General features: G+C 39.6%; 22 protein-coding genes, 1 tRNA gene and 1 other annotated feature. Of the genes, 10 read left to right on the forward strand and 13 right to left on the reverse strand.

Annotation, left to right across the window (positions count from 1 at the left end):
* Positions 1-171: 171 nt before the first annotated feature.
* Positions 172-1,584 (reverse strand): sensor histidine kinase, encoded by a 1,413-nt coding sequence (locus AC504W_RS19710; protein ID WP_494873928.1) that lies wholly within the window; start codon positions 1,582-1,584, stop codon positions 172-174.
* A gap of 451 nt (positions 1,585-2,035) precedes the next feature.
* Between AC504W_RS19710 and AC504W_RS19715 the strand changes: the two genes are divergently transcribed.
* The 6 genes from AC504W_RS19715 (at position 2,036) to AC504W_RS19740 (ending at position 11,459) form a co-directional block, all read left to right on the forward strand.
* A complete protein-coding gene (locus AC504W_RS19715; RefSeq protein WP_494873929.1) occupies positions 2,036-2,641 on the forward strand; it encodes a hypothetical protein in 606 nt (201 codons plus the stop codon).
* Positions 2,642-2,792: 151 nt separating this feature from the next.
* Positions 2,793-3,302, forward strand: coding sequence for a hypothetical protein (locus tag AC504W_RS19720; RefSeq protein ID WP_494873930.1), 510 nt, complete (start codon positions 2,793-2,795; stop codon positions 3,300-3,302).
* Positions 3,303-3,321: 19 nt separating this feature from the next.
* Positions 3,322-4,212, forward strand: a complete 891-nt coding sequence (locus tag AC504W_RS19725) for a fimbrial biogenesis chaperone (RefSeq protein ID WP_494873931.1) — start codon at positions 3,322-3,324, stop codon at positions 4,210-4,212.
* A gap of 185 nt (positions 4,213-4,397) precedes the next feature.
* A complete protein-coding gene (locus AC504W_RS19730; protein WP_494873932.1) occupies positions 4,398-8,540 on the forward strand; it encodes a carboxypeptidase regulatory-like domain-containing protein in 4,143 nt (1,380 codons plus the stop codon).
* Positions 8,541-8,675: 135 nt separating this feature from the next.
* The gene (gene ppk1 / locus AC504W_RS19735; protein ID WP_494873933.1) at positions 8,676-10,886 is read left to right on the forward strand and encodes a polyphosphate kinase 1; all 2,211 of its coding nucleotides are present in this window, start codon (positions 8,676-8,678) and stop codon (positions 10,884-10,886) included.
* 159 nt (positions 10,887-11,045) lie between these two features.
* Positions 11,046-11,459, forward strand: a complete 414-nt coding sequence (locus AC504W_RS19740) for a response regulator (RefSeq protein WP_096579179.1) — start codon at positions 11,046-11,048, stop codon at positions 11,457-11,459.
* Positions 11,460-11,593: 134 nt separating this feature from the next.
* Here the strand turns inward: AC504W_RS19740 and AC504W_RS19745 are convergent, their stop codons facing one another.
* Entirely contained in the window at positions 11,594-11,776 is a 183-nt protein-coding gene (locus AC504W_RS19745) for a hypothetical protein (RefSeq protein WP_096579181.1), read from the reverse strand.
* Between the two features lie 212 nt (positions 11,777-11,988).
* Here AC504W_RS19745 and AC504W_RS19750 point away from each other — a divergent pair, with 212 nt between their 5' ends.
* Positions 11,989-12,534, forward strand: a complete 546-nt coding sequence (locus AC504W_RS19750; protein WP_494873935.1) for a DUF2854 domain-containing protein — start codon at positions 11,989-11,991, stop codon at positions 12,532-12,534.
* 37 nt (positions 12,535-12,571) lie between these two features.
* Here the strand turns inward: AC504W_RS19750 and AC504W_RS19755 are convergent, their stop codons facing one another.
* Both AC504W_RS19755 and AC504W_RS19760 read right to left on the reverse strand, forming a co-directional pair.
* Positions 12,572-12,706: a hypothetical protein gene (locus tag AC504W_RS19755; RefSeq protein ID WP_494873936.1), complete on the reverse strand. Its 135-nt coding sequence runs from the start codon at positions 12,704-12,706 to the stop codon at positions 12,572-12,574.
* Between the two features lie 39 nt (positions 12,707-12,745).
* Positions 12,746-13,006: a CRR7 family NDH-1 assembly protein gene (locus AC504W_RS19760; protein WP_494873937.1), complete on the reverse strand. Its 261-nt coding sequence runs from the start codon at positions 13,004-13,006 to the stop codon at positions 12,746-12,748.
* Positions 13,007-13,945: 939 nt separating this feature from the next.
* Here AC504W_RS19760 and AC504W_RS19765 point away from each other — a divergent pair.
* Positions 13,946-14,968 carry a GGDEF domain-containing response regulator gene (locus tag AC504W_RS19765; RefSeq protein WP_096579187.1) on the forward strand — a complete coding sequence of 341 codons (1,023 nt, stop codon included), beginning with the start codon at positions 13,946-13,948 and terminating at the stop codon, positions 14,966-14,968.
* 136 nt (positions 14,969-15,104) lie between these two features.
* Here AC504W_RS19765 and rplL read toward each other — a convergent pair whose 3' ends face one another.
* The 8 genes from rplL to rplS all read right to left on the reverse strand — a co-directional run bounded on the left by rplL (position 15,105) and on the right by rplS (position 19,386).
* Complete coding sequence (gene rplL / locus AC504W_RS19770; RefSeq protein ID WP_096579189.1) at positions 15,105-15,494, reverse strand: 50S ribosomal protein L7/L12; 390 nt, start codon at positions 15,492-15,494, stop codon at positions 15,105-15,107.
* Between the two features lie 166 nt (positions 15,495-15,660).
* Positions 15,661-16,200 (reverse strand): 50S ribosomal protein L10, encoded by a 540-nt coding sequence (gene rplJ / locus AC504W_RS19775; RefSeq protein WP_096579191.1) that lies wholly within the window; start codon positions 16,198-16,200, stop codon positions 15,661-15,663.
* 62 nt (positions 16,201-16,262) lie between these two features.
* Positions 16,263-16,428, reverse strand: a sequence feature (ribosomal protein L10 leader region).
* Between the two features lie 70 nt (positions 16,429-16,498).
* Positions 16,499-17,215 carry a 50S ribosomal protein L1 gene (rplA, locus tag AC504W_RS19780; RefSeq protein WP_096579193.1) on the reverse strand — a complete coding sequence of 239 codons (717 nt, stop codon included), beginning with the start codon at positions 17,213-17,215 and terminating at the stop codon, positions 16,499-16,501.
* Positions 17,216-17,321: 106 nt separating this feature from the next.
* Positions 17,322-17,747 (reverse strand): 50S ribosomal protein L11, encoded by a 426-nt coding sequence (gene rplK, locus AC504W_RS19785; RefSeq protein WP_015114848.1) that lies wholly within the window; start codon positions 17,745-17,747, stop codon positions 17,322-17,324.
* Between the two features lie 6 nt (positions 17,748-17,753).
* A complete protein-coding gene (nusG, locus tag AC504W_RS19790; protein ID WP_096579195.1) occupies positions 17,754-18,386 on the reverse strand; it encodes a transcription termination/antitermination protein NusG in 633 nt (210 codons plus the stop codon).
* Positions 18,386-18,607, reverse strand: a complete 222-nt coding sequence (gene secE / locus AC504W_RS19795; protein ID WP_015114850.1) for a preprotein translocase subunit SecE — start codon at positions 18,605-18,607, stop codon at positions 18,386-18,388. Before secE ends, nusG begins: the two co-directional genes overlap by 1 nt.
* A 192-nt stretch (positions 18,608-18,799) precedes the next feature.
* Positions 18,800-18,872 (reverse strand) — tRNA-Trp (locus tag AC504W_RS19800).
* Between the two features lie 151 nt (positions 18,873-19,023).
* Positions 19,024-19,386, reverse strand: a complete 363-nt coding sequence (rplS, locus tag AC504W_RS19805) for a 50S ribosomal protein L19 (protein WP_015114851.1) — start codon at positions 19,384-19,386, stop codon at positions 19,024-19,026.
* Positions 19,387-19,537: 151 nt separating this feature from the next.
* Here rplS and AC504W_RS19810 point away from each other — a divergent pair, with 151 nt between their 5' ends.
* Together AC504W_RS19810 and AC504W_RS19815 are read left to right on the forward strand one after the other, a co-directional pair.
* Complete coding sequence (locus AC504W_RS19810; protein WP_494873938.1) at positions 19,538-20,482, forward strand: glycosyltransferase family 2 protein; 945 nt, start codon at positions 19,538-19,540, stop codon at positions 20,480-20,482.
* A gap of 279 nt (positions 20,483-20,761) precedes the next feature.
* Positions 20,762-21,829 carry a glycosyltransferase gene (locus AC504W_RS19815; RefSeq protein ID WP_494873940.1) on the forward strand — a complete coding sequence of 356 codons (1,068 nt, stop codon included), beginning with the start codon at positions 20,762-20,764 and terminating at the stop codon, positions 21,827-21,829.
* 5 nt (positions 21,830-21,834) lie between these two features.
* Here AC504W_RS19815 and AC504W_RS19820 read toward each other — a convergent pair whose 3' ends face one another.
* Entirely contained in the window at positions 21,835-25,071 is a 3,237-nt protein-coding gene (locus AC504W_RS19820; RefSeq protein WP_494873941.1) for an efflux RND transporter permease subunit, read from the reverse strand.
* Between the last annotated feature and the right edge of the window lie 22 nt (positions 25,072-25,093).

The following is a 25,093-nucleotide window of genomic DNA, read 5'->3' on the forward strand; positions in this document are numbered from 1 at the left end:
AGCTGCATTTAAGTAAAATAAATTAGCAATTTATCTGCATACTCAATAGAGTAAACAGTAAACTGTGATAGCTCAAATTTATGATTTAAAAATGCCAGCTTTGCTATATAAGTTAGTAAGTAATGTCAAATATATTCATCTGTCACAGGAAACAAAAAAATAAAAGAAAATTTAAGACTCTAGAGTTATGGGTAGAGTGACAATGAAAGTCGTTCCTTTGCCAATGGTACTTTCTACTTGAATTTGACCTTGATGATGTTCGACAATAGCTTGAGCGATCGCTAATCCCAATCCTGAACCTGTAGCACTGTCTGTAGCTTTACTGCCACTTTTTTTATGCGTACGTGCAGGATCTACCCGATAAAAGCGGTCAAACAAACGTGGTAATGCTTCTGTAGGAATACCAACACCATTATCACTCACTTTAATTTGTAACTGAGAAGTAGTGACGCGCATTCTGGAAACGCGGCTGATTCCTTCTTGGCGTACCAATTCTACATTGACCTTGCCACCAGGCGGAGTATACTGTAAAGCATTACTAATTAAGTTTGTCAATAGTCTGACCAGCTGATCCCAATTACCTGCTAGAGTGAACCAATTTTCTAGTAATTCAGGACTGGTTTCAGTAACAGGAGGATCAACTAAATTTAAATTTAAAGCAATGCCTTTTTCACAAGCTAGAAGTTGCTGTTCTTCAATAACTTCCATAAGTAAGGCATCTAAAGGACAAGGTGAGAATGTATCTTTACTGATACCGCTATCTTGTCGTGCTAAAAATAATAAATCATTAACCAACTTACCTAAGCGTTGTGTCAGCCGTTCCACTACTTTTAACTGCTGACGATAGTTAGTAGAATTACTCACTTCTGTTTCTACCAACTCCAATTCACTCAAGGCGACTTGCACATTAGTTTGAATTAAAGTAATGGGACTTCTCAGTTCATGGGAAGCATCAGCCGTGAATTGCTTGAGTCTTTGATAAGAATCACCTACTGGTTCCATTGCTTTCCCAGAAAGAAACCAGCCACTTGCAGCTACAGATACTAACATTAACCAAATTCCTAGTGCTAAATCCAAAATTAGCTGGCGACTGGGTTTAGTAACTTCAAACCAGGGATGACTTACACGCAGATATCCTAAGACTTGTCGGCCAAATTCCACGCGCTGGGTTACTTGACGCAACGATAGTTCTGAGTCTCCCCACTGGTCTTGTTTGGGTACACGGACTGTTTCACCAGTATGATTGCCGTGAATAGGGATATTGAGAGGTTCTGAGAAAGTCGACCAAAGTAATTTTCCTGTAGGACTAAACCATTCCAAATCAATGTGGTCATCATCTACATTATTGGCATTGTTGCGAAAACTGGCTTCTACATTGATGTGGAGTTTATTAATTTCATTATTTACTGGCTCAATAACAAGCGATCGCTCTACAATTTCCACCACATGATTTAAAGTATCGTCAATTCGCTCCACCAACGTACTACGGACATATAAATAAACACCACTGGCAAACAGTAATAATAACACCGCTGTTACGGCAGTGTACCAAATAGCCAACCGACGGCGAGTAGCTTGAAACATACTTGCAACCAAAATCTACTTAAGTAGATTTATTGAGAACATTAACTAATAGCTAAAAATATAATAGATTACAAGACTTTATGGCTAAAAAGTTCCATAAGATCCAAGTAAATTGAGTCTACATTATCAATTTAGAAGTTGATTTAATAAAAACTTTACATCTTTCTCCTAATTTTAACTCATAAACTGCTTGTTCTAAGCCTAGATAACCCGACTTAATAATAGTAATTTCACCGTGGACAAAGATATATTAATTAAGTTTATATCAATATACTTAGGAAGAAATTAGCATAAATAATTCCTGTTTTTACAGGAGCTTTATAGAGTAGCTTTACCAAAGCAAATATATGTAAAATGCGTAGACTTTGGTAAATTCTCTGAGGTGCTATTTTTGCTACAACGGCTACATTGATTTTGTCATCTTTTTCTAAAGAGTAATTATTTAGCCCCCATGAAAAAGAAATTCTTTTTAGCAGCATTTACTCTCGGTGCAGTTTCTCTGGCGAATACTTTATTATGTGCGCCTGCTAGAGCCGTTTCTGTTGATGTCCCACTCCAAGTCGAAGTTCCAGAAGTTATTTACATCCAAACTTACAAAAGCCTGACTTTTCAGCCTACTAGCGCAGAGTTTTTAGGATCTGCCGCACCCGTAAATGATACTGATGGATTCTTTTCTTCTGACGGTACTATTACTACACTTCCTGCTCCTAATGGTACTTTAACTCCCACTACAGGAGATATCACAACAGGAGATATTTTAATTTATAGAATTTGGGGTACTAGTACTGGTGCTACCGGTCAGATTCAGCACTCTGTTGAATTTAACGGTGGCACCACTGGAACGCTTTATCTTGGTGGTGATACGGCCTCTAGCTCTAATGTAGGTGTGACAATCAGCGCACTTGGTGGAACTGCGACAGCACCAGGGCTTGATGTAACGAACGCAACTCCCATTGAAGGATCTGTAGCATTTACATTTAACTTCGCAAACGCCTCATCAGCTGGTACGTACTCTAATCCTAACGAATATTTGACCATCACAGCTACGGGTATTTAGACATCATATATTTTGACCTTGAGTTGTTTCTCAACAAAAGCCAAAAATAAACAGTTCTGGCTGAGAGCAAAATTACCATATTAATTTAATTGCTCTTCCCGAAACTTCTTATCTCAAGGTCATTTTCTGAATTAGTTTGGGTAAGCATCTGATGAACCGACTATTATTTCTCAGTACATTTTTGTCTGTATTTCTGTTGGCTCACCCCAAAACTTTTGGGCAATTAGGTTTACCTGGTAATACCCTAACTCTAGACAAAATTGAAGTCACTGATATTTTTTCGGCAGGTTCTAATCAAGTCAACGATGGCATAATTAACAAATCATCAATTAGTCCATCATTAACCGCACCTACACTGAATACAACAGTGAATCGTACAGTCTCAAACATTTGGAGACTAGAACTTGATGCGAATCAAGATGAAAATCAAATATCTGTTAGTTATGGTTTGAATTCAGATCAGGGAACTACTAATAGTCTGAGTAAAGGAGGTATTAGTGAACAAATTAAAGTTTCTATTACTCCTATTAACCCAACTATAGATCCCAATTCTGCCAAGAGAATTCTACAGGGAGGAGCTATCTTTAACTTAGACTTTTCAGATATCAAAATTCCCGGTGTTTATTCAGGCACATTAACTATAACTTTTACCGGGATTTAAATCTTCACTCAATCAACCAATGAATCAGCAGCAAAAATTAGTTAACAGCATTTATAAAATTGGAGCTACTGCGCTATTAACACTAAGCACATTAGCATTAAATTGTCCCCATACTTCTGCAATCTCAATAGGGGTTAGTCCACCGAGGTTTGAATTCAAACTTGATGATAAAAAAGCCAAAACTCAGGTTTTTCGTGTCGTTAACGTTGATAATCAACCCGCAACATTTAGGATTTATATCCAAGGTTGGACAATTGACGAAAAAAATGAAATTCAACCTGTAAAATCAAGCGAGCAATCTCTAGATAACTGGATTACCGTCAACCCTGTAACCTTTACCCTTCCTCCTGGTAAAACCCAAACCGTGCGTTTTTCAGTTCGTCCTCGTGTCAAACCTCCAGCTGGAGAACACCGCGCTTTAATTTTTGTTGAAGAAGTCAATTCTGACCAAGACAAAAAACCCAGGTCTGGAGTTAGAGTTTTGGGACGTTTTGGTGTTGCTGTCTATGCTTATGTTGGCAGTATCAAAAAACTAGGTGTTCTCAATTCAATTTCGGTTGATAGTAAAGCCAATAACCTCAAAGCTGCATTTGACATTTCTAGCCAAGGTAATGCTTATGTGCGAATGAATGGTCAATATGCAATCTGGGCTGCTAACAAATATCCGGGTGCGAGTGCTACTAAGCAAATAGCTAACTTGCAAGCACAAAAAAATAAGAAACCAGATGGTGTGTTAGATGCTGGAATGTTACCTTCAACGCCTGTGTTACCTGGTACTCGTCGTCAATTAATCCTTAATATCAGTAAAAAACTGCCTCCTGGTCAATATGTTTTAGATGTTAATGGTGATTTGAATGGCGGTGCAATTGATAAAGGCATTGCTTTTACAGTTACATCCAGAAGTAAATAAAACAGCTTTTAAATATCAGTTTTCTCACTTCTGGTAATCTTCTAATATCTCCTCACATCATATAGATTTTGCCAGTTCTCAACCGAAATTTTCTAATTTTTTAAGTTATTTACTTTGTCTGTCTCTGCAATTAATTTCCAGCCTAGAACTTTTTTAGGCTGTCGTACCAGCATTTGTATACAAGTATGATCTACCAAGCTTCACCGCCTTTACCACCAGCAGAAGTTACTACTCTACCCGCGCAAGATACTCCTATTACAGCGCCGGATAAAAATAGTGCTAACCCAGCCTACAAAACTGCACGGCATACAGTAGCGACCCCTATTCCGCCAGAAACCACACCAGAAGCGGAGTTTTCCACCAATGGCTTAGAAGAATGGGAATCCTCTGCTGAAAGTAATTCTGATGAAGCGCCAGTATTACAGAAGAAGTCAGATACAATACTCGCTGATGTTTCCTTTACAACTGGAATTCCCGACATATCAGACAAGTCAGATGAGGACAATTCTGATAAAGCATCAGTTCCACAGAAGAAGTCAGGTACAGTACTCTCTGATATTTCCTTTACTAGTGGAATTCCCGAAATATCAGACAAGTCAACTAAAGAACTAGATCAATGCAAAACAGCTACAATATCTGCACAAGTAGCTTCAACTAATGCAAAGTCAGGACAATTAGAAGAGTCTCCTGATTTATTGACTAAGCAACTGGTGAAATGTGAACCAGTCAAAGCACCTGCTCAAGTTGCTATAACAACACCAGATAACTCAGCAGCGTCATTAACAAAACAACCGTCACAACCTTCAATTCAACAGAAAGTCAAAGCACCTGCTCAAGTTGCTATAACAACACCAGATAACTCAGCAGCATTATTAACACAACAACCGTCACAACCTTCGGTTCAACAGAAAGTCAAAGCACCTACTGAAATTGCTGCTGTAACTACCAATAATTCAGCATCCACAACAAAAAAACCACTACAACCTTCTGCTCAACGCAAAGTTCAAGCATCTACTCAAGTTACTGCTACAACTCCCAACAAAAAGACCAAACCAAAAGCATCAGTTCAGCGTACAAGAACCACAGCACCTGCTAAAGTTGCTACTAGTGAGACTGACTCAACAACATTAAAACAATCACCTCAACCACAGGCATTAAATACCAACGTTGAAGTTGCCAGCACTGCTGATGCTGCCAAAAAATCAGAAGAATTAACTAGTTCTTTGACCAAAAAACCACAACAAGGTCAAATTACAACAGCCTCTGCGTCAACTACAATTGCGGCTAAAGCACCAGAAGATTTAGCAACTTTTGTCACTAAACAAAGGTCACAAACAGTTACAGCACTCTCAGAAGTAACTACCAAAGATACTTCTGAGAGTGCTGATGATTTTGGCACTTTTTTAGGTAAACAAGCATCTCAGTCACAGTTTCCTGATGTTAGTACAACGGAATCTACTGAAGCAATTACTGAAACTTCGATAAATTCTCATGATTTAGCTGGTTTCTTAACCAAACAACCCCCTCATTCATCAGTTCAATATAAAGTTGCCAATGTACCTGCGGAAGTTCCAACTACCACCCAGACATCAAAAAAATCAGAAGATTTATCAGCGTTTTTAACAAAACAACCATCTCATTCACAGGTTCCACAAAAAACTGCAACTAACCCCACTCCTGCGCCAAATTCATCAGCAGAATCAATTCAAAAACCTCTCAATACTAAACCGGTTGAAGTACAGCCGAAGAAACAAGGGGTAGATGTCAGCACGAATATATTAAATGTAAATGATAACTCACGCATAACTTTCACTCAAACAGCAAGCTCAAATTTAGAAAATTTGTTGCTTGGGGTAATCATTAACAGGAGAGAAGTAGGTAACTTAGATGTTATCCGTCAAGGAAATACTTTACTGTTGCCTTTGGATGATTTTGCTAAACTTGCTGGTATTACAGTTGAAAAAAAAGATAATAATACATATTTAAACACGCCTTTAGGCTCAATTAATCTGGCTGAAGATGACATTCAAAACTTCAAAGGTGTTAACTACATTAGTGATGCTTTTATTAGAGATAAACTGTCTTCAAATATTGAATTTAACTCTTTGGATCTAGCTTTAATTATTGATTTACCTTGGCGTGGTGATGGTACAGCGTATACAAGTGAAGCAGTTAACTTACAACCAGATGTATTTGCCCCACTCAACGGATTTTCTAATTTAAGGCAAGAGTTAAATATTGTTAGTAATGCTGGGGATGTAAACTTACGCAGTACTACATTACTGGGTGGCAGATTAGCAGGGGGTTTATGGCGAGTACGGGTCAATAATAATTTTGAAAACTCTCCTGATTTATCTGAATATTTTTACTATAAACGCAATGGCGGATTCCTTTATCAAGTCGGTCGGCAACAAATTGGTATTAACCCATTAGTCAATAGTCTGAATTTGACAGGAGCGCAATTCGGTTATACCAATATACCAACCAATCGCTTTAATCAAACTAACAGTGCCAATGAGTTATTACCTAGACGTTCTAGACCTTTACAAACTTTTCAAGGTGTAGTCCCAGCAGCTAGTTTTGTGCAGCTTAGAGTTTCTGGAGTTGTTGTAGCACAGCAGCAGGTCGGATTTGATGGTAGATACGAATTTGTTGATGTTAATTTACCTGTTGGGCAAAATAATCAAATTGAAATTTTAGTTTTTGACCGGAATAATCTGAACGTTCCTAGTGAGATTCGTTCTGTAAGAATTAATTCTTCTGATTTATTACTGCCAGCAGGTGGAAATGTTCAATTAGCTGGTGTAGGTTTAACTGGAAATTTAGTACAAAATTCTTTGTTTGATAATAATAATGGTACTGATGCTGGTCAATTTGCAGGTTTTTATCAAGTTCGTCAAGGTCTTTCTAACAATTTAACTTTTGAAGGTTCTTTACAAGCTATTCCTAACACATTACAGAGTCAAGCTGGATTAATTTGGCGGGTAGCTAACCCGGTTGTTTTATCTGCTAGTGTAGGTAATTCGTTTGGTAAGTTAGCTTACAATACAGATTTAGATATTCAATTAGGAAAATTAGATATTACAGCTAATTCTCAATCTTATCCTAATGGATATCGGAATGGGAAAAACTCTGGTGAGTTTTTTAACCATAGTGCCGAAGTAAGTTATCGATTTAATAATAATTTTCAGTTAGGGTTTCTAGCACGTAGTCGTAAAAGCGGTAGTGATACAAATGAATATATATCGCCTACTTTCTCTTTAAGACCTTTTGGTAGTTTATCTTTAAACGGTAGGCCTGATATTAATGGGCAGTATTTATTCAATGCTTATTATCAAGTAAATCGTGCGGCACGACTATCTTTTAATACTTTTGGTGATAGATACACTACTGGTCTAAGTTATGACTTTAATCGCAACTATCAAGTTTCTTTAGGTACTGATTTTGGTGGTAGTTATGCTACTCGCTATACAGCAGCATTAAACTATAATCCTCCAAATATTAGACAACTGAGTTGGCGAATGGGACTGGCTTACCGTGAGGGTAATTTTGGCCCGATTGTTGGTGCTAGTATGCAAGTACTACCAGGATTATTTGCCAGAGTTGAATATCAAGGTATTCCTTTTGCTGGGAGAAGAAATGCTTTTGGCGGATTTAATGACGATCGCCTGACAGTATCATTAGTATCAGACTTATCCTTTGCTGGTGGTAGGGCTATTCCGAGTAGCTTTAACTCTCTGAGTAAGGAACGGGGTGCGATCGCTGGACGCATTGCTGTCTCAGGAGAAAATCAAGGTTATGATTTACAAGGCGCTAGTGTAAGAGTAATAAACAACCACAACAAGCCTGTTGGTGGTGCAACAACAGACTCTAGCGGGAATTTCTTTGTTGGTGGTTTACCAGAAGGTGTTTATCGAGTAGAAGTTGACCCAGATAAATTACCTGTAGAACTTACCTTACCAAAAACAGGTAGAGTGGCTGAGGTGGGAATAGCAGGTGTTACCAATGTAGATTTTGCCGCCAGATTAGAATACGGTTTAGCTGGTCGAATTACTGATGTTGCAGGCCAGCCTTTGTCTGATGTGCGGGTAGAACTAGTAAATATTGCTGGTACAGAAGTTTTATCAGCGATGACTGACGAATTTGGTCTATATCGTGTAGATGGTGTTCCTGTTGGCAAGTATACATTGCGGGTTCCGCCTCAAGATGCGATCGCGAATAGTGAGGCTCTCCCCAAACGCGAGGTAGATATTCACAACGAATTCGTCTACGACCAAAATCTACAATTACCAATTTCGACAGCAGCCAAAGAAATTAAAGAAAAATAATCTAAAATCTCAAATTTAAAATCTCAAATTGTCTGGCTTTTGTAAAAAACCAACTTCTCGTCCATCACAGATTTCCACTACTATGATTATTGTTCTCCAGTCGTGTGGGCTACTTCTGGCTACCCGCAGATCGTCATGCCGAAATCTAAAAAGAGCGCCAATCCCATCAATCTCAACGATCCACAATATTATCTCAACCGAGAGTTAAGCTGGCTGGAATTTAATCATAGAGTACTGCACGAAGCTTGCGATTCACGCACACCACTTTTAGAAAGACTGAAGTTCTTAGCCATCTTCAGTTCTAATTTAGATGAATTCTTCATGGTGCGGATTGCTGCTTTAAAGCAACAGGTGGAAGCGAAAGTTACTCAGTTAACTCCTGATGGACGTACCCCGCAACAACAACTGGATGATATTCGCTTAAATCTTAGTCCGCAAGTAGTCAAACAGCATCAACATTTTGAACAAGTCCTGCGTCCACTATTGGCCCAGCACCGTATTCATATCCTCGACTACATTAATTTAAACCAGAAACAACGGACTTATTTAGATAATTATTTTGAAGAACAAATCTTTCCCGTTTTGACTCCTTTGGCTGTTGACCCTAGCCATCCTTTCCCCTACATTTCCAATCTCAGTTTAAATTTGGCAGTTGTTGTCAAAAACCCAGATACAGAAGAAGAATTTTTTGCCAGAGTCAAAGTTCCTAGCGTTTTACCGCGATTTTTGCCTTTACCACCAGAGTTAGGCATTCAAGAAAATGGACAACCCGCCAACTGGACAGGTGTACCTTTAGAACAGGCGATCGCCCATAATTTAAATGCTTTATTTCCAGGGATGAATATTCAGGAATATCACCCCTTCCGTATTACTCGTGATGCTGATTTAGCCCTGGAAGAAGATGAAGCAGATGACTTGTTATTAGCCATTGAACAGGAACTACGCAAACGCCGCATCGGTGGTAGTCCTGTCAGAATAGAAATTCAATCCCAGACTCCAGAACCAATTCGTACACGGTTGTTACAAGATTTAGATTTAACCGACAGCGATGTTTATCAAGTAGATGGTTTATTGGGTCTGCGAGATTTAATGTATTTTATGGCTTTGCCTTTGCCGGAACTGAAAGATCCTCCCCGTCAGTCTGTCGTTCCTCCCCGTCTGCAACGGTTACGCGAACCGCATATAGACGAAGATGTTGTGGAAATGGAAGAAGGCAAAGATTTTTTTGCTGTGATTAGAGAAAAGGATTTGTTTGTCCACCATCCCTATCAATCTTTCTCAGCAACAGTTGTACGTTTTATCACTCATGCAGCCCATGACCCAAATGTTTTAGCTATCAAGATGACCCTTTACCGAACTTCCGGTGATTCGCCGATAGTTAACGCCTTAATTGCAGCGGCTGAAAATGGTAAGCAAGTATCAGTATTAGTAGAATTAAAAGCCCGCTTTGATGAAGAAAATAATATTTACTGGGCAAGGCGTTTAGAAAGAGTGGGCGTTCACGTTGTCTATGGATTAGTTGGCTTAAAAACCCATTGCAAAACTGTGATGGTAGTGCGACGAGAAAAAGATAGAATGCGTCGCTATGTGCATATTGGCACGGGAAATTACAATCCAAAAACTGCACGACTATATACCGATTTAGGATTATTTAGTTGTCGTGAAGAATTAGGTGCTGATATTACGGATTTGTTTAATTTTTTGACTGGTTATTCACGACAAAAATCTTATCGAGAATTATTAGTTGCACCAGTGAATATGCGCGATCGCTTTTTGTCTTTAATTCAGCGCGAAATTACAAATGTTCAAAAAGGGTTTACTGGACGGATTGTTGCCAAAATGAATTCTCTTGTTGACCCACAAATCATCGCTACTTTGTACGAAGCTTCTCGTGCTGGTGTGCAAATTGACCTCATTATTAGAGGGATTTGCTGTTTACGTCCAGGACTCAAAGACATTAGTGAAAATATTCGCATAATCAGCATTGTCGGTCGCTTTTTAGAACACTCCCGCATTTATTATTTCTACAATAATAGCCAAGAAGAAATCTATATTGGCAGCGCTGACTGGATGCGCCGCAACCTAGATCGGAGAGTAGAAGTAATTACGCCAATTAAAGATCAAGATATTGCTAAAGATTTGCAAGAAATCTTGGGAATTATGTTGGCAGATAACCGCCAAGCTTGGGAATTACAAGCTGATGGTAGTTACATACAACGCCGTCCTGGTGATGATTGTCCAGAAGCTAATTCACAAATCAGTTTTATGAATATGGCACTGCGTTCCACAGGGGGAACTCCAAACTTGCTGGATTCACAGAAAGGTCTTTCTTATACTGATAACTAGGAAAAATTTTATTTTTTTAGCAAACTTTAATTTTTTCGCATTTTATCTAAATGAATTAGTTGAGAAAAAAGTAGTTATTCAACCATAAGATAGAGTAATTGTCTGGACTTACTCTCATACACTATAAGCATTGTTGTGACTACTTTTTTCTTTTCTTGAATGTTAATGCTCTCCTGTGAGTCTTCTGCTTTACGCGTTCTTGTAGTTGATGACCACGAACTGACTCGTTTAACCCTACAATTAGCTTTTTCTTGTCAAGAGAATATTCAAGTTGTTGGGTTAGCTAGTAACGGTCAAGAAGCTATAGAAATGGTTAAACGCTACCAGCCTGATGTGATTGTTTTAGATTTACAGATGCCAATCATGGATGGTTGGAGTGCTTCTAGTCAAATTAAGTCCTTCTCTCCCCATACTCAGATACTTGCTTACTCCTCCGTAGAAGATGCTAATTCACCACGTGCGAGGGGAATGACTAACTTTGATGATTTTTGTAAGAAAGATGTATCAACAACTGAACTAATTGCTTTAGTTAGACAATTAGGCAACCGTAGAGGAGATAGTGAAATTGTCTGATAAATCTTTCAGCAAAATAATGTCACATTGACTTAGGCTTGGCTCAGTTCTGGAGAGTTGGTAATGTTTTATGATTGAGAAGCGTCGGCATAACTCTTACTTATTAGAGGTACCGACGCAATTTTTAGTGGAACTTAATTATTTCCTGTTTCTGGGATAGTACGTTTATATTCATCAATTAAGTCATCTAGTTCTTCTAAAGCCTGATTGACATCGACTCTCAAAGTTCCTAAGTTTGGCTGTTCTAACAGACTTAAAAGGTAGTCGCGTTTGCTTTTAACTACCGCAATTCGGTCTTTGATAGTTTGTAAATCCATTGTTTGTCTGCCTTTTATTAACTACAGTCCAGTTTAAAGTTAACGCAAAACAGGGCAAAGCTTGCTCAAGCAATTAAAAGTTGTTACCTATGTCACCATCTAAGTTGTTAAGAATCAAGCAACCTAGTTTTTAAGTCGTTGGGCTTCCCTAATTTGTTACACATAGCCGATGATAATAAAACTAACGTGTTAATAAATATTATCTTTGGCTCATGTTACGTAAAATATCTTTGGGAACTCTAGGTTTAACTATTGGTGGCATATTAACTCTTGTTGGCTTTATAGCCTATGCTGCCAACAATGCCACACTTAATCTTGTAGGCTTCTTTTACGGTTTTCCTTTGTTGTTGGGAGGGCTGGCACTCAAAGCCAATGAAATTAACCCGATCCCTTTTAGTCAAGTCACAACACCATCAGTATTATCTCTGCGGGAACAGCAAGCAACAGTAACTCAAAATAAAATTCGCAAAGACATCACTCGGTATTGTTACGGTCAAGATGCTCACTTGGATGCAGCACTCTCTTACTTAGGTCTTAGTCCCTCTGATGAAGAAAGACCAATTGTTACAAGTTTACGAGAAGAGGATATTAATGGCGCTTACACGTTAATTTTAGAATTTGATTCTCCTTTCATCCCGATTAATGTTTGGGAAGAAAAACAAGCAAAAATGACCAGCTATTTTGGCCCAGGAGTAGAGATAAAAATTACCCAGCCAACAGAAGATAAAATTGAGTTAGCGTTAGTTACTAGTCAATAGCCAATGGTCAATAGTCAATAGCAATAAATATTAATTATTAGCTATTGACTGTGCGATCGCCCAAAATTTCAGCCATCAATATATCCGCAGTGCGATCGCCATAAAGAATTTTTCTCACAATATCGCTGGATAAAAAAACGAGCCAAGCATTTTGCAATATCCTGCATACCATTAGACTAACGACTGTTGATCATTGACTATTGAGCATAAATCATTTTTCTAATCTGACTGCATACCACTGCAAATATTGACCCGTTCCAATGTCTAACTCACAACTAGTATCGATGAGATATTGGACTTTAGCTTCCAAAGAATCAATATTTTGTAAATCTGGTGGTAAATCTTGAGTATTAATTGTTTGTAAAACTGTTTTCAGCTTTTCAAATAATGCTTGTGCTGTCAGAAATTGTTCTGGTTGATTAGTTTCTAACACCACAAAGTTATCTTGTTGATACATTAAAGAGTCTGGCATATCTGTACTTCAGTTAATTTAAATTTGTTTTTATAGAGAAGTTTATATTCAATCAGGTTGGTTAAATAATTTTCTCTTATATTTTGCCTTTATATATTCTAGGCACTAAAGTTAGAATTTCTTGAAAGCTTTATAGATATTTTGCATTACACATGATTTATTGAGATTGAAATCAGGAATTTTACTTAACTCTCAAGTTAATTACTCTCTCAAGAATAAAGTTTATTATACAACTTGATATTAGCCTCATGTAATTTGTGTAATTACCCATCAATTGAAATGGGTAAAATTTAGCCATATATATTAATAAAGTCCAGAGATTGTGAAGTTTAGGGTCATCTATTTTCCCGATAATATTTTGTAATTGGTGAAAAACTCATCAGTATGTGTCTAAAGTCACTTTAGAACTTAATTAGTATAGTGTAGATTTAAAGTTTTGCTCAAAATAGTAATTACACTTTATCACTAGGGAAATATAAACGTAAGACTTCCTTGCAAAGCCAGAACTAGCCAAATAAAAATTGCTTTTTCCTTTTCAGTAAATTGTCTATGAAACCCATTTATCTAAACTTTTCTTTGCTGAAGCTGATTAAATATTCTCTTTTCCGAAAAAACCTGATGGTGCAGTTAGACAGCTTAGGGATAAAATTTCTAGTTTTGATTGAACTTTTATGCGATCGCCGTCCCAGTTGTCAGTCAGATAGATTGTGTCATCAGACATGCTAACCAACACTCTCTTACCAGAGAAATTTAGACATCCTGTACAAAATAGAGCATTGCTGTACCGCCAACTTCTACTGCGGTCATAAACTTTCAACCAGTTGCCTTCCAGTAATATTTACTGTCACAAAATCTTGCTTATTGGCTATTTTTTGTGTTATGCAGGTTTTCTCAAGTTTCCCCCTCGTCGATACTTTCATTTTCTGTGGAACGCAATTCATGTCAGGCTTAAGCCCCTTTTCTCTTCCTAAACAACCTCCAGTAATTCTGGTGGCTGATGACGATAAAACCATCCGCCTGCTTTTGCGTGAAGCTATGGAACAAGAAGGCTATCGAGTTGTTGAAGTTGCAGACGGTAAGCAGTGTTTAGATGCTTATGAGACTGTCAAACCAGACATAGTATTGCTAGATGCAATCATGCCTGTAATGGATGGCTTTACTTGTTGTAAGCACTTGCTCCAAATTGCCAGAAATAATCTCATGTCAGCCCTGGCAGATCTTGATACTGACTCTGCTACAGGCAACACTGTTATTTCCAAATTATGGGAACGAACACCAATATTGATGATTACTAGTTTGGATGACGCAGAGTCTGTAGACCGTGCCTTTGAAGCAGGAGCATCTGATTATGTTACCAAGCCAATTCATTGGGCTGTTTTGCGCCAGCGTTTACGTCGTCTACTACAACAAGCGCAAGTATATAAACAATTAGAAGCAGCAAACCTAGCTTTACAGCAACTCGCTAACGTTGATGGCTTAACAGGTCTTGCTAATCGCCGTCGTTTTGATGAATATTTGAATACGCAGTGGATAAATCTAGCACAGGAGGAATCTCCCCTGTCATTAATTTTATGTGATATCGATTATTTCAAATTTTATAACGATCAATATGGTCATCCAGCTGGAGATGTTTGTTTGCAAAAGGTAGGTACTGTTTTGAGCAAAAATGCACAAAAACATCACGATTTAGTAGCACGTTACGGTGGCGAAGAATTTGCAGTAATTATGCCAAATACTCACGCTTCTGGTGCATTTTATGTAGCTACAACTATGCAAGCTGGTGTCCAAAATTTACAAATTGCTCATGACGCTTCTGCTGTAAATGAATTTGTCACCCTGAGTATAGGGGTCGCTACCCTGGTTCCGACTTGGGAATCCTCTCCTTCCGATTTGATTGTAGCGGCAGATAAAGCGCTTTACACAGCAAAGGCAGAAGGACGTAATCGAATCATTCTCAGGTGAAATAGTCAGGAAATCAAACTCATAATCCTGAAATTATTGGTATTAATTTGATTAAGAACGGCTATATAAAATATGAATCCGATAAAAAAAGAAGCCTATTTTAGGCTTCTTTTTTAAGACTAGTATTGAAACTGGACTATTTCACAGTAACTTTACCACCAGCTTCTTCAATCCGCTTCTTAGCATCTTCCGCTGCATCTTTAGCAATACCTTCTTTAACTGCTTTAGGTGCAGCTTCTACTAAGTCTTTAGCTTCTTTCAGTCCTAGACCAGTCAATTCACGCACAATCTTCAGTACGGCAATCTTCTTGTCAGCAGGAACAGATTCCAAAATTACGTCAAACTCGGTTTTTTCTTCTACTGGTTCAGCAGCAGCACCACCACCAGCAGGAGCAGCAATAGCCACACCAACAGGAGCCGCAGCACTTACGCCAAAAGCTTCTTCAATTTGCTTAACTAATTCAGCAGCTTCTAGCAATGTCAAAGATTTCAATTGTTCTAAAATATTGTCGGTTGTAGCAGACATTGATGTAACTCCGTAATGTTTGATTAGTTATTAGTAATTTGTCATTCGTCATTTGTCATTAGTTTTTGACCTTTGACTTTTGACTAAAGAAGTCTAAAGAATGAAAAACTCAGTAAATAAACCGCTTTTTTATATTTGGCTTATTTCACACTTCATACTTCATACTTTATTCAGCCGCGCTTCCTTGTTCTTGTTCGGCCACAGCTTGCAAAGCACGAGCCAAGCCACCAGGAACTTCGTTGATACCCACAGCAATTTTTGTAGCTAAAGCGTTGATAGCTCCAGCAATTTGACCCATGAGTTGTTCCTTGGATGGCAAGTCCCCTAGAGCCTTGACATCTGCTTCTTTCAGCAAGCGACCTTCCATGACACCGCCACGCATTTCTGTTTTTTTGGTGGCTTTTTGGAAGTCTTGGTAAGCCTTAATTGCTGAAGAGAAATCTTCTTTGACTAACAAAAAGGCAGAAGAACCTTTCAGCAACTCGGACATTGGTTGCCATTTTTCGTCCTCTTGAATGGCAATACCCATTAAGGTATTTTTTGTTACCTTACAAGTAGTGCCAGTGGGACGTAGCCGCCGCCGCAAATCTGTGATTTCAGCAACTGTTAGCCCTTGGTATTCAATTACCAGTGCCAAAGTTGACTCACTCAAAGATTGTTTGAGGTCAGCTACTATTTCTTGTTTGTTTTCTAACGTTCTACCCATCTCGTTTCACCTCCAAGGGCAAAATCAATGATTTCCCTGTTTGTGTGTTCTAGTTCTGACCTACCCAAAACAATAAACCCCGGCTTTTTAACCGGGGTTTTGCAGCAAAACTCTTGACGCTATGGCATCTACACTTTGTAAGTAGTGCTTCAAGCAATGAGAGTTTTTACCTCGGCAGGATATTAAGCTATTTACACCTGCTGTCTCCGGTTTGAACTATTTAGTTTTGTCATTAGTCACTTGTCTCTTGTCCTTTGTTTTTACAAATGACGATTGACAAATGAAGATTGACTAAAAATTATGCAGCTTCGTTAAGTTTTAAATCCCGTAAAGCGGTGATATCAACTTTAATCGAAGGCCCCATAGTAGCAGATACATAGAAGCTCCGCCAATAACGACCTTTTGCGCCGGAAGGACGGTTACGGTCAATTGTTTCTTGCAACGCCTTCAGGTTTACTAACAAATCTTCTGGCGAGAAACCTGCTTTACCAAACATAACATGGACAATACCAGTACGGTCAGCCCGGAATTCTAATTTACCTGCTTTGAATTCTGCGATCGCACTTGCAATATCAAATGTTACTGTACCACCTTTTGGTGATGGCATCAAACCACGGGGGCCTAGTAATTTACCTAGTTTCGCTACCTGTGGCATAACATCTGGTGTCGCAATTAGTTTATCGAAGTCCATCATGCCTTTTTGAATTTGGTCAATCAGTTCTTCGGAACCAACTATATCAGCACCAGCATTGCTTGCTTCTGTGACTTTTTCGCCTCTAGCGATAACTGCCACCCGGACAATTTGTCCTGTACCTTTGGGTAGCGCTACCGTTGTCCGTAATTGTTGGTCTGTATATTTGGGGTCAATTCCCAACCGGATATGTGCTTCTGCGGCTTCAGCAAATTTAGCTGTTGCTGTTTCTTTTAGTAGTGTTAAAGCGTCTAGAGGTAAGTATTCTCTATCTTCTATTTTTGCTTGCAGTTCCCGCAAGCGACGCGATACTTTTTTTGTCATTTTTTTCTCCTGGGGTTAGTGGCGAAGCCAAGCTTCTCCCCCGATAGTTTTTTAAGTGCTGAGTGCTGAGTCTAAGGACTATTGACCATTGACTTTTGACTCTTGACTATTCTGTAATGGTAACGCCCATATTTCTTGCGGTTCCGGCCACAATGTTCATTGCCGCGTCGATGTCGTTGGCGTTGAGATCGGGTAATTTAGTTTGGGCAATTTCCCGCAATTGTGCTTGAGTAATTGAACCAACTTTCTTTTTGTTGGGTTCGTTGGAACCTCTTTCGATTTTCGCGGCTTTGCGAATTAATACTGATGCTGGTGGGGTTTTGAGTACAAATGTAAAACTCCGGTCTTCATAAACCGAAATTTCTACAGGGATTACCATACCAGCTTGGTCTGCTGTTTTGGCGTTGTACTCTTTGCAGAACATCATGATGTTAACGCCATGTTGACCCAATGCAGGGCCTACCGGCGGTGCTGGGTTGGCTTTTCCAGCGTTCAGGGCCAGTTTAATGACCGCTACTACTTTTTTCGCCATTTGTATTTAGCTCTGTTTCTCTACCTGATTGAATTCCAATTCAACGGGTGTATCTCTGCCAAAAATCGAGAGCAAGGCTTTAAGTTTACTTCGCTCTGGACTGACTTCAATCACCTCGCCTTCAAAGTCCTTAAATGGGCCAGAAAGCACGATTATCTTATCACCTGTTGCCATATCAATTTTGACAACTGGCTCTTGTTCGGTGGTTTGTTTGAATATGCGCTCTACTTCTGAGTAACTCAGAGGTACTGGTTTAACGTGACCACGACCTTTGGCACTGCCACGTTTTTGTTCTGCTCCCACAAAGTTGATGACATGAGAGGTGTTACGCACTACCTGCCATGTATCGTCATTCAAGACCATCCGTACTAGCACATAACCAGGAAACACTTTTTCTTCTGTGTGCTGGCGACTGCCATCTTTCCGGATTTTTACTGCTGGTGTGTGGGGGATTTCGACTTGAATTATTTTGTCTGCTACGTCAAAGGTTTGGATGCGTTGTTCCAAGTTGGTTTTGACGCGCTTTTCACAGCCGGAGGCTACTTGTACTGCATACCACCGCGCTTCTTTGAGCGCTGCTTCTGCTGTTTCCTCTGACTGCAAATTTGAGTTAAGTGGGTCGTCTGTTGCAAAAGTCATCAGAACACCTGTTTTGCTGCCCAAGCAAACAATCCATCCACCAAATAAATCAAAGATGCGGAGAGTGTAACCATTAACAGCACGGCTGCTGATTCGCTCACTAGCTGTCTGCGACTTGGCCAAACTACTTTTTCAAGTTCTTCTTTCGTCCCTTGAATAAAGTTTTGTACGTTTAGCCCACTAGTGTTTTCAGGCATTTCAGCTTCAGTTTTTTTCGCCACTGTTGTTTATCCCCCCGTTTCTTGTACAGCTGTATGTTGCTAATTTTTATCTTACTTTTACAGCTTTGATTCCATCCTGCTGATTTGCAGCAAAAAATCTCTCAATAATCAAACAATTATACCCGAAATCATCAGCACTAACTACATTGAGTAGAAGTGCTATTGTTTCGGGTTGTATTTTTTGCTTGCGAGCGCGCCCTGGAGGACTTGAACCCCCGACATCAGGTTTTGGAGACCTGCGTTCTACCAACTGAACTAAGAGCGCACAGGTTGGTTTGGATTCGGTGATTGCGTTGAACTTTTATTTAGTGTAACGCAATTTGCGATTCTTATTGTACATGATTTTTGTCGGGGAGACAACTTAGCGGCAAAAGCCGCTTGTTAACTGAGATTTCTCTCATACCCTGAGCAAAAAATTACAAAGGGCGGTCGAAACGCTGTTTAATCCGGGTAGCTTTACCAACGCGATCGCGCAGATAGTAAAGTTTAGCACGACGTACTTTACCGCGACGGATGACCTTGATGCTGTCGATGCGAGGAGAGTGCAGTAAAAATACACGTTCTACGCCTACCCCTTGAAATACGCGGCGAACGGTAATAGTTTCGTTAATACCGCCGTTGCGTTTAGCAATGACAACGCCTTCGTAGGGTTGCACACGGTATTTCTCACCTTCTTTGATTTTCACGCCGACTTTGATGGTATCGCCCACATAAATGTTGGGCAAATTAGATTTTAGTTGTTCCGCTTCAATGGAACGGATGATCTCTTGAGCGTTCATAGCCTATCTGGTGAAAAACTCACAATCATCCATAATAAATCGAGAATCTGCTTTCAGTCTAGTGATATGTGAGATTTAAAATTTTTACCCGATCCGCCATATCTAAAAATGAAAGCTATATTGCATAAAGCTTGCTACAGGTGTGATGTTTATGAAATTTAGCGTTGTGATCACTACCTATAACCGCGTAAGCTTACTACGCCGAGCCGTTGATTCTGCTATCAACCAGACAATTCCTTGTGAGGTGATTGTAGCTGATGATTGTTCCGCTGATGACACGCAAGCCTACGTAGAAAGCTTAGGTAATAGAGTAATTTACCATCGTCATGAGGTCAACAAAGGTCATGCAGCTACAGTAAATGCAGGAGTCAATCAAGCCAGTGGCGACTGGATTAAGTTTTTGGATGATGACGACTATTTGGCAACTAATTGTATCGAAGAGATGGCAAAGGCGATCGCTCTTTGTCCTAGTGCTGTGATTTGTTCGTGTGTGGCGGCGCAGGTAGATGAACATGAAGTTGAACTGAGTCGCACCCCACAACTTGGGACTGGTTTGGCTTTTTCTGTTCCCCAAGAAGATATTCACTATGGGATGTTGTTAGAATTACTACCCTTTGGCACGCCTGTACAAGTTGCTTGCAGCCGTGATGCTTTTTATAAAACAGGTGGTTGGGATTCCAAACTTGATGCTAATTGTGATGATATAGATTCTTGGGTACGGATTGCTCAATTTGGTGATGCGATTTTTCTCAATCAATGTTTAGCTTACCGGACTATTTGGACAGGAGCATATAATCATAAATTTGCTGTTTATAAACGCCTAGATACTAATATTTTAATTAAAGAAAAAATCTACGCTTTAGTTAATGAAAATTATCGTTATGATATTCCCAAGATGGAAGATATCAAGAATTATTTGATCTTACATTGGGCTTTTGTGGCACTGAAACAAAAAAATTTACCAAACTTCTTCATATTGTTAAGTAATGCTTTATTTTATTTTGGAGCATGGAGGCTTATGCTCAATGTGGTTTTCTTACGTCGCGCTCAGTTAAACAATTCTAATATACGTAAGTTTATTCTAATTCAATCCTAAATTTGTGAATTATGAAAGACATTTTGTCCTATCAAAATTTCATTAAATTATTTATCTTACTTGAAATTAGGGAGCAGGTAAAGAGGTATTTTCATATATCCTTATGTGCTTAGTTTATGATGATACTTAAAAGGTGTCTGCTGATTTATTTAATTGTATATTTAAATACATTTATTTAGTTATAGATAGTACTTTAGATATAAGGAATAAGAAGTAATTTTACTTATGATAATCAATGACTGACAGGTATTTTAAATCTTCTTACTACTTTCAAAGTTCATGCGAATCATACATATCTTGAACCATATTCAAGAAATTGGTAACGGAATTGTGAATGTAGCCGTGGATCTTGCTTGTCTACAGGCAAAAAACGGTCATCAGGTAGCAGTAATATCTGCTGGTGGAGAATATGAATTCTTGCTTGATAAATATGGAGTTGAACATTACCAACTCAACCAGAATAGGCAAGTGATCAATCTGATAAAAACAGCCATGCGTTATCGATTGATTGTAAATAAATTTCAGCCCGATATTGTTCATGCCCACATGATGACAGGCGTTGTCTTAGCACGCATCTTGAGAAAAGGTTATGAGTATGCTTTAGTTTCCACCGTACATAATGAATTTCAGCGTGCCAGCATACTAATGGGTTTAGCAGAGAGAGTAATTGTTGTCAGCAAGGCTGTGCAAGAGTCAATGGTGCGGCGGGGTATCTTAGAAAATAAGTTACGGGTAGTGTGCAATGGAACTTTGGGTAGTCCGAGAACTCGCCAACTAATTGAATATCAAGCTTTAGAGTTACAGCATCCAGCAATTGTGACTGTAGCAGGAATGTATAAACGAAAAGGAATTTATGAGCTAATCACAGCTTTTGAAAAAATTGCCTTAGATTTTCCCCAAGCACATCTTTATTTAGTTGGAAATGGCCCTGATAGAGAGCTATTTGAGTCACAAGCACAAGCAACTGGTGTAGCAAAACGCATTCATTTTCAAGGTTTCCAGCCAGAACCTCAACGTTATTTATTAGCTTGTGATATTTTTGTGCTTGCTTCTCACCAAGATCCTTGTCCACTCGTGCTTTCGGAAGCGAGGGAAGTGGGTACTGCAATTATTGCCACTCAAGTAGATGGTATTCCAGAAGTATTAGATTATGGACAAGCTGGTATTTTAGTACCACCAAGAGATAGTGATGCCTTGGCAGCAGAAATAGCCAAACTACTCGATCATTTAGATAGACTCAAAGATTGGCAATATAGAGCAAGCCAAAATTTAGACAGGTTAAATGTTTCCCGTGTCCATCAGGAAACACTATCAGTTTATCGTGAGCTAGTTACCGTTAAACCATAATAAAGTTACGCTTTATTAAACTTTTTCTTCCATAAACGTAGCCAGGAAACCACTGGCTTGAGCCAATATCCACCTAGCAAATCGTGTAGCAGTGTATAAAAACACGGAATAATAAACAGGGTCAATACAGTTGCTAATGACAAACCAGAAAAAACAACAACACCCAATGGTTGCAGAAACTCTGAGCCTTCACCAATTCCTAATGCTAAAGGGAACATACCTAAAACGGTAGTAATAGTAGTCATGAGTACAGGACGCAACCGTTGTGGCGCAGCTTGTAAAATGGCTGTTTTGCGGTCAATATTGTCTCGTTCCCGAAGTTGATTAGCTAACTCGACCATGATGATGGCATTGTTCACCACAATACCAACTAATAAAACGGCACCTACTATCACGGTTGCGCCAATGGCGGTTTTGGTAATATAAAGACCGAAAATTCCCCCGGCTAGTGCTAACGGAATGGTAAACATAATGACCAATGGGTCAATGAGGGAATTGTATTGCACTGCCATAACTACAAATACAAGAAATGTGGCTAATCCACCTAATAGTTGTAGTGAGCTTTGCAATTGTTGATTTGATTCAGCGGCGGCGCTGGGTAAAACACTCACACCTTCTGGCAATTCGAGGTTATCTATTACTTGTTTCACCTGGGCTATGGCTTGACTTAAACTAGCGCCCTCGTTTAAATTCCCCGCTAGGATGACAACTTGGCGCTGGTTGATTCGCTGAATTTCGCCAGGCGCTTGCCCTTCAACAATTCTCGCAACATCACTCAACCGGACTTGGTGATTATTGTCTACAAATAACGGCAGTCTTTCTAATTGAGATGGTGCTTGGACTGCTGTTTCATTCAACTTTACGCGTACATCTACTAAGCGGTTGCCACGTTGTAACTGTGTGGGGATGCTACCCTCTAGAGCAGTCTGAATGGTATCGCCAATATCTGTAGTAGTTAAGCCTAAAGCTGCAACACGCTCCCAGTCTGGCAAGATTTGAATTTCGGGTTGTCTTTCATCAGCATCGGGACGGAATCTAGCGAGGGTGGCTTGCTCTTCTAAAGCTGCTAAAACTTGACGACCAGCTTGTTGTAAATTGTCTGGGTCGTTACCTTGCAAAATCACGTCAACATCAGCACCCCGTACAGGAGAGTTATTCAAAATCAAACCCCGCACTTGTCCGGGTGAAAGGCGCAGACGAATTCCGGCTAAGTTTAATTTGTCAAGTTCTTGGGTAACTCGTTCAACATAAGCTTCGACATCGGTACCAGATTTTAAGCTAATGGTGCTGGAACCGCGTAAGGGGTTGGCGTTGGTGGTGTTACCAAATAAGGCTCCACCAGCCGTGGAAAATATATATTCTGTTTCTGGCTGTTGGCGGAGAACCTCATCCACGGCGCTCATGACTTTGAGGTTAGTGTCTAAGGGTGTACCTGGGGGAAACTGGGCATTTAAGTTAGCTTGTCCGGTATTAATTCTGGGGAGGATTTCTTGGGGAATTTGCGGAGCCATCCACAAACTACCACCACCAAAGAAGAGGAGGGCGATCGTCACTGTAATGAATCGCCAGCGTAATATCATAGTTAAAAAGCCGCCATATCCCCTGGTCGCAGCATCAAAGCGGCGATTAAATTCTCGCAATAGCCAAAATTGATTTAAACGGCTAGAAAACTTCCATCCTAATAAGCGAGATGCCATCATAGGGACAACGGTAACGGCAATGACAATTGAAGCCGCTACGGAAAAGCTAATAGTTAAAATTAATTCATTGAATAGCAGGGCGATAAACCCACCAATGAGCAAAAATGGCAATACTGCAACCAAGTTGGTACTAGTAGAAGCAACTAAGGCTGACTCGACTTCTCGACTACTTTGTTCTGATTGATTAATTAGTTGCTGTTTACTCAACTTGCTTTTAGCTGTTTTACCGGGGGTCATTCCTGCACCTTCAGCAATGTTCTCCAACATCACGATGGAGTTATCAACTACAATCCCTACACCCAAAGCTAAACCACCCAAACTAAAAACGTTAATAGATAAACCAAATAAACCCATTAAGATAATTGCGGCTAGGGTGGCTAAGGGGATAGCCAGAACAATAATTAAAGTTTGTCTGATGGAACCGAGAAATAATAAAACTGCGATCGCGGCTAATGCTGTACCAATCAACCCAGAACTAGTAACATTAGAAATAGAGTTACGGATAAACCGCGATTCATCTAAGGTCGGTGTAATGACTGTGCCTTCAGGAATAACACCAGACTGTCGCAGTTCTTCTACACGCTGTTTCACTCCATCAACAACGTTGATAGTATTGGCATCTGGTTGTTTTTGAATACTGACTTTTACCGCTGGTTCACCATTAAGGGAAACGAAAACTCGTTGTTGTTCTGAGCCGTCGATAATTTCGGCAAAGTCTCGCAGATAAACACGACGAGTGGGGACTGAGGTTTGAGTATTATTGCTAGATGAAGATACTTCAAATGATAAATCTCTCAGTTCTTCAGCACTCCGAAAGCGACCCACAGTCCGAGTTAATGGTTCGGAATTCTGCCCTAAAATTCGACCACCGGAAATATCTTGGTTGCGGTCTCTCAATTCATCTAAAACATCCGTTAAACCTACACCCAAAGCTTGCAATCGATTTAAATCAATATTTACTCTAACTTCTTCTGGCACTCCTCCCGATACGTCTACCCCTGCTACACCAGGTACAACACCTAGTTCACGGGCTAGTTCTTCTTCGGCAAACACCCGTAAATCTACACCTTCTAAGGTCGGTGAAGTTAAAGCGATTTCATAAACAGGTAACTGAGAAGGATCTACTTTAAATATGCGTGGTGCTTCTAGGGTGTCTGGTAAAGTACCTCTAGCTCGGTTAAAGGCCGCAGTAGCATCGTTTAAGGCTTGGTCAATATTGCCCCCTGGTTGAAAGTACAAATCCAAACTGACTTGTCCTTCACGGGTTTGAGAAAAGACTTGTAATACACCTTCTGTAGCGGAAAAAGCTTCTTCTAAAGGCTTTGTGACTTCATCAATTGCTACTTCTGGCGAAATGCCTGGTGCTTGTATTCGCACACCAATCCGAGGATAGGTAATTGATGGTAGTAAATCTACTGGTAATTTGACTATAAAAAATACACCCATCACAATTACCGCTAGGGTAAGCATGAGGGTACCGATATGTTGACGGATGGAGATGGCGCTGATACTAAATCCGCCGCTTTTTTGGACTTGCTGCATGACTATGATTGCACTCCAAATC

The organism is Nostoc sp. C96, assembly GCF_059384975.1.

Excerpts from the sequence above, each read along its gene's own strand:
- AC504W_RS19725 (WP_494873931.1), top strand. The coding sequence starts at position 3,322 with ATGAATCAGCAGCAAAAATTAGTTAACAGCATTTATAAAATTGGAGCT.
- AC504W_RS19750 (WP_494873935.1), top strand. The coding sequence starts at position 11,989 with ATGTTACGTAAAATATCTTTGGGAACTCTAGGTTTAACTATTGGTGGC.
- rplS (WP_015114851.1), bottom strand. The coding sequence starts at position 19,386 with ATGAACGCTCAAGAGATCATCCGTTCCATTGAAGCGGAACAACTAAAA.
- AC504W_RS19715 (WP_494873929.1), top strand. The coding sequence starts at position 2,036 with ATGAAAAAGAAATTCTTTTTAGCAGCATTTACTCTCGGTGCAGTTTCT.
- AC504W_RS19815 (WP_494873940.1), top strand. The coding sequence starts at position 20,762 with ATGCGAATCATACATATCTTGAACCATATTCAAGAAATTGGTAACGGA.
- AC504W_RS19810 (WP_494873938.1), top strand. The coding sequence starts at position 19,538 with ATGAAATTTAGCGTTGTGATCACTACCTATAACCGCGTAAGCTTACTA.
- rplA (WP_096579193.1), bottom strand. The coding sequence starts at position 17,215 with ATGACAAAAAAAGTATCGCGTCGCTTGCGGGAACTGCAAGCAAAAATA.
- AC504W_RS19755 (WP_494873936.1), bottom strand. The coding sequence starts at position 12,706 with ATGGTATGCAGGATATTGCAAAATGCTTGGCTCGTTTTTTTATCCAGC.
- AC504W_RS19820 (WP_494873941.1), bottom strand. The coding sequence starts at position 25,071 with ATGCAGCAAGTCCAAAAAAGCGGCGGATTTAGTATCAGCGCCATCTCC.
- AC504W_RS19720 (WP_494873930.1), top strand. The coding sequence starts at position 2,793 with ATGAACCGACTATTATTTCTCAGTACATTTTTGTCTGTATTTCTGTTG.
- rplK (WP_015114848.1), bottom strand. The coding sequence starts at position 17,747 with ATGGCGAAAAAAGTAGTAGCGGTCATTAAACTGGCCCTGAACGCTGGA.
- AC504W_RS19765 (WP_096579187.1), top strand. The coding sequence starts at position 13,946 with ATGTCAGGCTTAAGCCCCTTTTCTCTTCCTAAACAACCTCCAGTAATT.
- AC504W_RS19710 (WP_494873928.1), bottom strand. The coding sequence starts at position 1,584 with ATGTTTCAAGCTACTCGCCGTCGGTTGGCTATTTGGTACACTGCCGTA.
- AC504W_RS19745 (WP_096579181.1), bottom strand. The coding sequence starts at position 11,776 with ATGGATTTACAAACTATCAAAGACCGAATTGCGGTAGTTAAAAGCAAA.
- ppk1 (WP_494873933.1), top strand. The coding sequence starts at position 8,676 with ATGCCGAAATCTAAAAAGAGCGCCAATCCCATCAATCTCAACGATCCA.
- AC504W_RS19740 (WP_096579179.1), top strand. The coding sequence starts at position 11,046 with ATGTTAATGCTCTCCTGTGAGTCTTCTGCTTTACGCGTTCTTGTAGTT.
- AC504W_RS19730 (WP_494873932.1), top strand. The coding sequence starts at position 4,398 with ATGATCTACCAAGCTTCACCGCCTTTACCACCAGCAGAAGTTACTACT.
- nusG (WP_096579195.1), bottom strand. The coding sequence starts at position 18,386 with ATGACTTTTGCAACAGACGACCCACTTAACTCAAATTTGCAGTCAGAG.
- rplJ (WP_096579191.1), bottom strand. The coding sequence starts at position 16,200 with ATGGGTAGAACGTTAGAAAACAAACAAGAAATAGTAGCTGACCTCAAA.
- AC504W_RS19760 (WP_494873937.1), bottom strand. The coding sequence starts at position 13,006 with ATGCCAGACTCTTTAATGTATCAACAAGATAACTTTGTGGTGTTAGAA.
- rplL (WP_096579189.1), bottom strand. The coding sequence starts at position 15,494 with ATGTCTGCTACAACCGACAATATTTTAGAACAATTGAAATCTTTGACA.